Genomic DNA, 7,895 nt, shown 5'->3' on the forward strand with positions numbered 1-7,895 from the left:
TGCCAGACAATTCGAAATAATTTCTTTAATTTGTACTCGTGTGAGATCCATACTGTTTTACTGTTTTATTTTATTTTTTCAAAGATAATAGTCTTGGGTCTTACACACTTTTTTGGGACAGTATCATTGGTTTTGGGTTTTGTAGAGAATAAGCCATTTTGAGAGTCCAAAAAGCCTTGTTTTAAGACTGAAAACAGCCTATATGTATTTAACATTATTTATCTAATAAACTGCAGTTTAAGTGAAAGTATACAAGATTAATTTATGATTCAAAGCACATATTTTGATACAATTATATCACAACAAAGGTATTTGAAACTCTTGCACAAAATAGATCTACTTCATTGTTTATCGGTATTCGGATTCGTTCTCCTACATGAGTTAGTTCACTTCACCATCATTAAACGTGCATCTCGTCCTTTTTAACTCCAAAGAAATGCCATTTATAAAGTTATCTTGAGCTGATTATAGCATATGCACCCAAAAAATAGCTGTCTATGGGATCTCAATCAGAAAATATAACAGACCAAAATATATCATGAAGGCATGTCTTAATAGTTTGAATTAACTGATTTTATATTATTGCTGTTGTCCGATAAAATGAATATTCTTGTGCATTGTCTTTCTTGTAAGTTACTAAGATAAAGATAAGACAATTGGGGCTGACTCCTGGGAAGGAAATTCAGCCCCATATCTTTTGTTTTGTGATATTTTTATCGGACAGCTGACCGCATGGCGGTAAAGAGCCGGCATGGATGAAACGGTTGAAAATTATAGACTCCACCACGATCTCTTTGTTTTCCAACCTGATTTTCAAGGGAGTTGGACGTCATCCGAAGAATGGCAAGAAGAAAGGCGGCATAAAGGTGCACACGGTCATACAGGCTAATGAAGGGGTTCACTCCGATATCCGATTTACATCTGCAGCCACCAATGACTCCTTTATGCTCAAGCCATCCTCCCTGAGTAAAGGAGACATTATCTCCATGGATAGAGCATATGTAGATTATGAAAAGTTTGAGCAGATGACTCAAAAAGAGATCATGTATGTGACCAAGATGAAGAAGAATCTGAAGTATCATATACTGAAAGACACCATTATACAATCAGAACAAGGCGTGGCAGAACTGTGAGTCCGCTTAGTCACCTTTACAAAAGTCTTAAAAGGCGATCGAGATCCTGTTATTCATCATGCACGCATCATCACCTATGTGGATATTAAAACAGTGCTGTCCGATAAAAGTTGGAAATGACATATTAAGGAAGCTCAACCGCATAAATAAGATGTTTGGGAGATTTCAATATACCGTTATCTACTTCTTATAGGATAACAGCAATAATTAGAATTGGTCTTCTAACGACAAATCTGGATATAATAAAGATAGAGCATAAAACCGAGGATTGGATTTTATGCTCTATCACTCATTTGATCTGAAGTTATGTTTTTAAGAGAATGTAATTATTACAATCTATACATTTATGAAACTGCAGATCAAACCATATCACCAAGGTGTAAAACCAATGTCCAATTGGTATATCTTCCATTCGGATTATAAAGTGTTTCATAAAACTCCTCTTCCGTCTGAGGATTGAATCCTTTTGGCAAGTCTGAATCATCATATCTGAAGGCTTCTCCGTTAGGCATATATTCTGTTTCAAATGCCATTGCATTAACTTTAACAAGAAGCTTTTTTATCCCCTTAGGACTCTTTGCTACATACTCAAGATACTCAATATACTTAGGCTGGAATGGAAAAACACCTTCATTATAATCACCGATAGTAATGTCTTCTTGTACATGGTCCAAAGCCGGATTTACATAAAATGTATTGTCTTCGGATATCGCCAAAAACTTCATTGCATAATCCGGATTCATTGGGATATATTCTGTATCCTCTCGTGAAGATAAGATTTCTCTAAAGAGATCATTATTAACCTCTATTGAAACAGTATTTTCCCTTGATGGCGGATTATGAGGCTGATCTATCAAAAACAGATTAGGATTGACATTCTCTTTCATATGCTTTATTCTTCTATTATTCTTGCACTTTTTATAACAATGGGTTTGAGGGGAGCATTCTGATCGTTGGTCTTTATCGATTGTATCTTTTCAACGACATTCATACCCTTTATTACATGGCCAAAGACCGTATAATTGTTGTCCAAATGAGGCGTTCCACCTTGCAATTTATAAGCTTCTCTAACCTCTTTAGGGTATTTAATATGATAGTTCTCTTCGACGCGGTCCAAGTCCATATCCGTAAAAAACTTTCCGGTAACAATATAAAACTGTGAGCAAGAAGATTCTTTTTGGGGATTGACTTCATCTCCTTCTCTTGCAGCAGCAACAGCTCCATACACATGAAAAAGGGTTGGAAATCTAAATTCTGCAGGCAATTTGCATGTAGAAGAATCCTCAGATAAATCTTGTCCCTTCACTGCATTCTTAGTTTCCAAATTGCCGGTCTGGACCATAAATTGGTTGATCACTCTATGAAACAATACTCCATCATAGGCATGCTCCTTTACAAGTTTAAGAAAATTATCTCGATGAATTGGAGTTTCATTGTATAGCTCAATCAATATCTTTCCTTTTGTTGTCTTAAACTCGACTATAGATCTCTTCTGCTGAGCTAAAGAAGCAGTAAAACTCAAAAGAATAATGGCTGTTGCCAACACTATTTTTCTCATAAGTATTATATACAATTTGTAATCTTGTTTGTAAATCAACTGTTTAAATCATTCTCATTAAGCCTCAATATTTTGATCTTGAGCTGCGTTTGTAGTAGAAATAAAAGCAGTAGGATCTATTGCCAAGACAGCTTTTTTGAGTTTTGCGACATCCTTGCGTTCAACGATCATAAAGATAACTTCCCTATTCACTCCGGCATACATACCTTCACCATGGAGATAAGTTGCCCTCATCCCAAGCTTGGTATTGATCGTATCCTTAAGAGATCTGGGATCTTTAGCTACAATAAAAACAGCTCTCTTGGGATTTTCGGGTGATAGCAAACCAACCACTTGGCCATAGACAATGATTGTCAACCAAGAATATAGAGGAACCATCCAATCTTTAAAAGCCAACAATCCCACAAGTACAACAGTAGAGTCGATAACAATAATCATGTTGGAGAGCTTCATATTAGTTCCCTTTGTAATTACCCTTGCCAATACGTCTGTACCTGCGCTTGTGCCCCCGGCCTTGAATACCATAAATACACCGATCCCTAATATGGCACCTCCATAGAAAGCTCCTAACAATTGGTCTTTCTGGACAGATTTGATAAGCTCAGAATCTCCCAAATACCTTGAAATAAGGTCTGAAAAGAAGGCTATCATTAGAAATGTAGCAATAGTTTTTCCGCCTGATTTAAGACCCAATTTTTTCCAAGCCAATAGGAATAATGGGACATTAAAAAACAATGCAGTCGTACCAATTGGTAATCCATCTTGAAATCCCCATAAGCCCTTTGTTACATGATTGATAGCAATTGTAAGGCCGTAGACACCACCGGGCACAATCTGATTGGGAGCACAGAATGCTGCATAGGCAAATGCTTCTAAAAACGAGCCAACGATAAGCAGCAAAGCTGTCATCATGACCTTGTTGTCAAATTTCATTTCTTTAAACATCATTGTTAATGAATGGGTTTGTTGTTATTCCTCTCTATCAGTCAGAATATTTCTTCTAAAGAAGCGGGGATGAGTCAAAAGATTGATACATCCCCGATATGTATGATACATAAAACGAAAAATTGTTTTTTAATTTACTTTATCCTTAGTTAGTAAAAAGATTTTGAGTCGTTTTAAGAATTGATTTGAACAAAAGTAATCGAAAAAGAGCTCCAAATCTAAGTTCTAATTAATAATCAATAAATACTAAAAACGGCTTATCCTTTTGGATGTTTTCGCAATTAAAAAACTCATTTAATTCCTTTAAGTGTATGTCCCATTCGATCTCTTTTGGTCTCAAGATAATGGATATTATACTTGTTTGGTTTCACTTCGATCGGAATAATCTGAGTAATCTCAAGTCCATAAGCTTCAAGCCCTACACGCTTAACAGGATTGTTGGTCAAAAGCTTCATCTTGCTAATACCCAGAGAGCGAAGGATTTGTGCTCCAACGCCATAATCTCTTTCATCTGCTTCATGTCCTAAATGCAGATTGGCATCTACGGTGTCCATACCCTGCTCTTGCAATTTGTAGGCTTTGATTTTCTCCATCAAACCAATGCCACGACCCTCTTGTTGAAGGTAAACTACAACACCTCTACCCTCTTTGTCTATGAGTTCCATTGACTTATGAAGTTGCTCGCCACAGTCACATCGCTGTGATCCAAGAATATCTCCGGTTGCACAACTGCTGTGCATTCTGACAAGTACCGGTTCTGAACCGGTCAAATCACCCTTGAAGATGGCCATATGTTCCAAGCCATTGCTTTTTTGTCTGAAAGGAATCAGCCTAAACTCACCCCATTGAGTCGGCATATTTACCTCTACACCTCTTTCCACAAGGCAATCTGTCTTTAGACGATATGCAATGAGGTCTTTGATTGAGATAAGCTTCAGTCCCCACTTTTTAGCGACCTCAATAAGTTGAGGAAGACGAGCCATAGTACCATCTTCATTGATGATTTCTATAAGAGCTGCTGCAGGCTGCATACCACATAGTTTTGTCAAATCAACAGCGGCTTCTGTGTGTCCGGCTCTACGCAATACTCCTCTCGATCTTGCTCTCAATGGGCATATATGGCCCGGTCTACCTAAGTCTGTAGGGAGGGTTTTGGGATCGGCCAAAGCCAAGATTGTCTGAGCTCTATCATACATAGATACTCCTGTCGTACAACCATTGCCAAGACGATCTACTGTAACGGTAAATGGAGTCTCGTGTACAGAGGTATTATTGGGAACCTGCATCTCCAAATCAAGCTGTGCAGCCCTCTCTTCTGAAATTGGAGAGCAAAGGACTCCTCTACCATATCTCATCATAAAGTTGACTTTCTCAGGAGTTATCTTTTCTGCTGCTATGATAAAATCTCCTTCATTTTCACGGTCTTCATCGTCCACAACGATTAAAAACTTACCCTGTTTAAAGTCATCCAGAGCTTCCTCAATCGTATTAAACTTAAATGGTTCTTCCATAAGAAAAATATAAATTAATTGTTATTTGTCATTATTGTATTTAACCTATTTTCAATCTCTTCTGACACATCTATGATTTGTGTCAGTTGATGAGCTAATCTCTTTCGCTTAAATCGGAAAAACACTGTCATCGGTATTGAGATGGGCAAAATTATCAAACTCAAAGGAACCATGTATGCCTTTGACGGGAGATATGTACTCAGTTTTTTCGGGAAGAATGGATAATCTGCCAACTTTGTCCGAACTAAAATATCGGAACAGTCCACCAAATAATTTACCAAATCCTCCAACTGGTTGCTCAACTCAGTCATCATAAGTTGATCTTTGCTATGAAGCCAAATAGATAAAGCAGAACCGGACATTATTTGTGACCCCTTAACCTCTTGAGCATATTTCTGAACCCGTTCAATCTTTTGCAAAGCAACCTTGGGGTCAGCCTCATTCATAATAATCTCTTTATATTCTATTTTTCTGACTACATCGGTTTTAAATATCTTTTTGAAGAACAATAGATATGCATCAATATTAAGACGAGCAGAGTCTTTGGCTGCCATAATAGACAAATAAATACCAAGAGGTGTAAGCACCATTGAACTTAACGAAACACCAATCCATATGGGCCATTCTCCTGAAGTTGCCATCTTACTGCCAAATGTGTCCAACATATAGTAGACAAGGAATAACAATACGGACAATACAATAGGAACTCCAAGACCACCTTTTCGAACGATTGACCCCAAAGGTGCACCAATAAAGAAAAAGATAAGACAAGCTATAGGGAATGCAAACCTACTATAACGTTCTTTGGCATAGTTTCGATATCTCTTCAATTCATATTGCAAATCGATAGACTTAGTCATAAGATCCGAACGAAGGTAATCGACTTTGGATGCTGCATCTTGCAACGCTTGACTTTGAGCATCTCTACTCAGTCCATTCCACACTTCTTCGAAAGATTTAGGATGCTTATTGGCATAAGACCATACCTTTTTATGCTCTGAAACTTTATCTTTTGACAAATCATAAGAAGATAGAACCGATCCCTTAAAACGATCTTGTTCATATCTTTTGATGATGTAATCGCCCATTACATTGCGCAAGCTGTCAACATTGGTACTTGTTGAGTCGATTACTTTAGTAAGTTGACTAATATTTTTACCTGCATAACTTGATTTGAGGTCATCTTCATCCTCCATCTTGAAGTTTGTATCAAAAGGTATAATGATGCGCTTTGTTTTAAATAGCTCATCAAAAACAGGCACCGGCTGATCACCAAGAGCATACGATTGAGCCTGCATCAATCTAAAACTTCTCCCGTTAAACAGATCAAGGGTAAGAAATGTCTTAGATTCATCCATCAAAAGCTTTCCTGAGTCAGCCTTAATGATAGATGCATTTTGAAATCCGGAGCTATGGTCATTAATCATAAGCTTATAAAGCATGTGTGTCTTATGATTTTTTTTCGCCACAAAAACATTGTATCCCGGGATGCCATTGTAGAAAGTAGCCTCCGGTATTTCCAATTCGGGTGATGAATTTCTTGCGGAATAAATGATTGTATACAGCTTTACCTGAGCTTTGGTAATCTCATTATTTTGAAACCAAAGCAGTCCAAGGGAGACAAAAACGACAGATACAAAAAGGGGTGCCATTATTCGGTACAAAGAAATACCGGCTGACTTCATAGCCAGAAGTTCAAATCGCTCTCCAAGATTACCAAATGTCATAAGAGAAGCCAACAATACCCCCAGAGGCATTGCCATAGGCACCAAATTGAGTGCAGCATAGAAAAATGTCTGCGCCAAGATATCGATACTCAAGCCCTTCCCGGAAAGATCATCCACATACTTCCATAGGAACTGCATTAGTACAATAAACCAACAGATGCAAAAAGTCATTACCAGCAACGGAAGAAAAGTCCGAAGCATATACAAGTCCAACTTTTTTATGGGTTTTATCTTCATATGGTCATTCTACATTCATTTAGGTCCAAATTTCGGACGCAGTACAAATGTACAAAATAGAAAATGACAGACAATCTTTTTAATAAAGTCAAAACAACCTCTTCCAAATGATTATTCTCATCCAGTGAATGATACAATGGCTTTGAAAAAATTATAACTTCGCATATATGTCAAAGAAACAACAAAAAACAAACGTAGCGAGACTGATGGATGCAGCTAAGATTAGCTATGAGCTCATTCCATACGAAGTAGACGAAAAAGACTTGTCTGCAATCCATGTGGCAGAAAGTTTGAATGAAAACATTGACCAGGTTTTTAAGACTCTCGTATTGCATGGAGATAAAAATGGCCTGTTTGTTGTCGTTATTCCGGGCAACTGTGAGGTAGATCTCAAAAAGGCTGCAAAAATATCAGGCAATAAAAAGGTTGAGATGATACCTCAGAAAGACTTACTTTCTACAACAGGATATATACGTGGTGGCTGCTCACCGATAGGTATGAAGAAACTCTTCCCCACTTTCATTCACCATAGTATTACCACTTTTGATTACATTTTTGTAAGCGCCGGTATCAGAGGTCTGCAAATTAAGATTGCACCTACCGATCTTATCCATTACGTCAAAGCTCAAGGTAGTATCCCAAAAAGTGTGTAAAGGAGAGGTAGTATCCCAAAAAGTGTGTAAAGGAGATTTATCTTTGAGTCAAAATTAATCATTTCCTTTCATTGTTTAGTTCATCCGTCAGGCGGGCATGAAAAACACCGGGGGGATTGGCGTCCGCCCGG

The 7,895-nt window shown here is 37.7% G+C and carries 6 protein-coding genes and 1 pseudogene; 2 read left to right on the top strand and 5 right to left on the bottom strand.

Features of this window, described 5'->3' with window-relative positions; genetic code table 11:
- Positions 1-749 precede the first annotated feature (749 nt).
- Positions 750-1,223, top strand: a pseudogene (locus ACFO3G_RS04415) (transposase); the annotation flags it as partial.
- Between the two features lie 269 nt (positions 1,224-1,492).
- Here ACFO3G_RS04415 and ACFO3G_RS04420 read toward each other — a convergent pair.
- From ACFO3G_RS04420 to ACFO3G_RS04440, 5 genes are all read right to left on the bottom strand, one after another.
- Positions 1,493-2,020 carry a hypothetical protein gene (locus tag ACFO3G_RS04420; protein WP_380078356.1) on the bottom strand — a complete coding sequence of 176 codons (528 nt, stop codon included), beginning with the start codon at positions 2,018-2,020 and terminating at the stop codon, positions 1,493-1,495.
- Between the two features lie 5 nt (positions 2,021-2,025).
- Positions 2,026-2,691, bottom strand: coding sequence for a peptidylprolyl isomerase (locus ACFO3G_RS04425; RefSeq protein ID WP_380078358.1), 666 nt, complete (start codon positions 2,689-2,691; stop codon positions 2,026-2,028).
- 57 nt (positions 2,692-2,748) lie between these two features.
- Positions 2,749-3,624, bottom strand: a complete 876-nt coding sequence (locus tag ACFO3G_RS04430) for a YitT family protein (protein WP_380078360.1) — start codon at positions 3,622-3,624, stop codon at positions 2,749-2,751.
- 302 nt (positions 3,625-3,926) lie between these two features.
- Positions 3,927-5,147 (bottom strand): bifunctional 3,4-dihydroxy-2-butanone-4-phosphate synthase/GTP cyclohydrolase II, encoded by a 1,221-nt coding sequence (locus ACFO3G_RS04435; RefSeq protein WP_380078362.1) that lies wholly within the window; start codon positions 5,145-5,147, stop codon positions 3,927-3,929.
- A gap of 14 nt (positions 5,148-5,161) precedes the next feature.
- On the bottom strand, positions 5,162-7,111 hold the full coding sequence (locus tag ACFO3G_RS04440) for an LptF/LptG family permease (protein WP_380078364.1): 1,950 nt from the start codon (positions 7,109-7,111) through the stop codon (positions 5,162-5,164).
- Positions 7,112-7,278: 167 nt separating this feature from the next.
- Between ACFO3G_RS04440 and ybaK the strand changes: the two genes are divergently transcribed.
- A complete protein-coding gene (ybaK, locus tag ACFO3G_RS04445) occupies positions 7,279-7,764 on the top strand; it encodes a Cys-tRNA(Pro) deacylase (protein WP_380078366.1) in 486 nt (161 codons plus the stop codon).
- Positions 7,765-7,895: the final 131 nt, after the last annotated feature.

Source organism: Falsiporphyromonas endometrii (assembly GCF_042654485.1).
Lineage (GTDB): Bacteria > Bacteroidota > Bacteroidia > Bacteroidales > Porphyromonadaceae > Porphyromonas > Porphyromonas endometrii.

Coding starts and splice junctions, on each gene's coding strand:
- ACFO3G_RS04440 (WP_380078364.1), bottom strand. CDS start 7,111: ATGAAGATAAAACCCATAAAAAAGTTGGACTTGTATATGCTTCGGACT.
- ACFO3G_RS04430 (WP_380078360.1), bottom strand. CDS start 3,624: ATGAAATTTGACAACAAGGTCATGATGACAGCTTTGCTGCTTATCGTT.
- ybaK (WP_380078366.1), top strand. CDS start 7,279: ATGTCAAAGAAACAACAAAAAACAAACGTAGCGAGACTGATGGATGCA.
- ACFO3G_RS04425 (WP_380078358.1), bottom strand. CDS start 2,691: ATGAGAAAAATAGTGTTGGCAACAGCCATTATTCTTTTGAGTTTTACT.
- ACFO3G_RS04435 (WP_380078362.1), bottom strand. CDS start 5,147: ATGGAAGAACCATTTAAGTTTAATACGATTGAGGAAGCTCTGGATGAC.
- ACFO3G_RS04420 (WP_380078356.1), bottom strand. CDS start 2,020: ATGAAAGAGAATGTCAATCCTAATCTGTTTTTGATAGATCAGCCTCAT.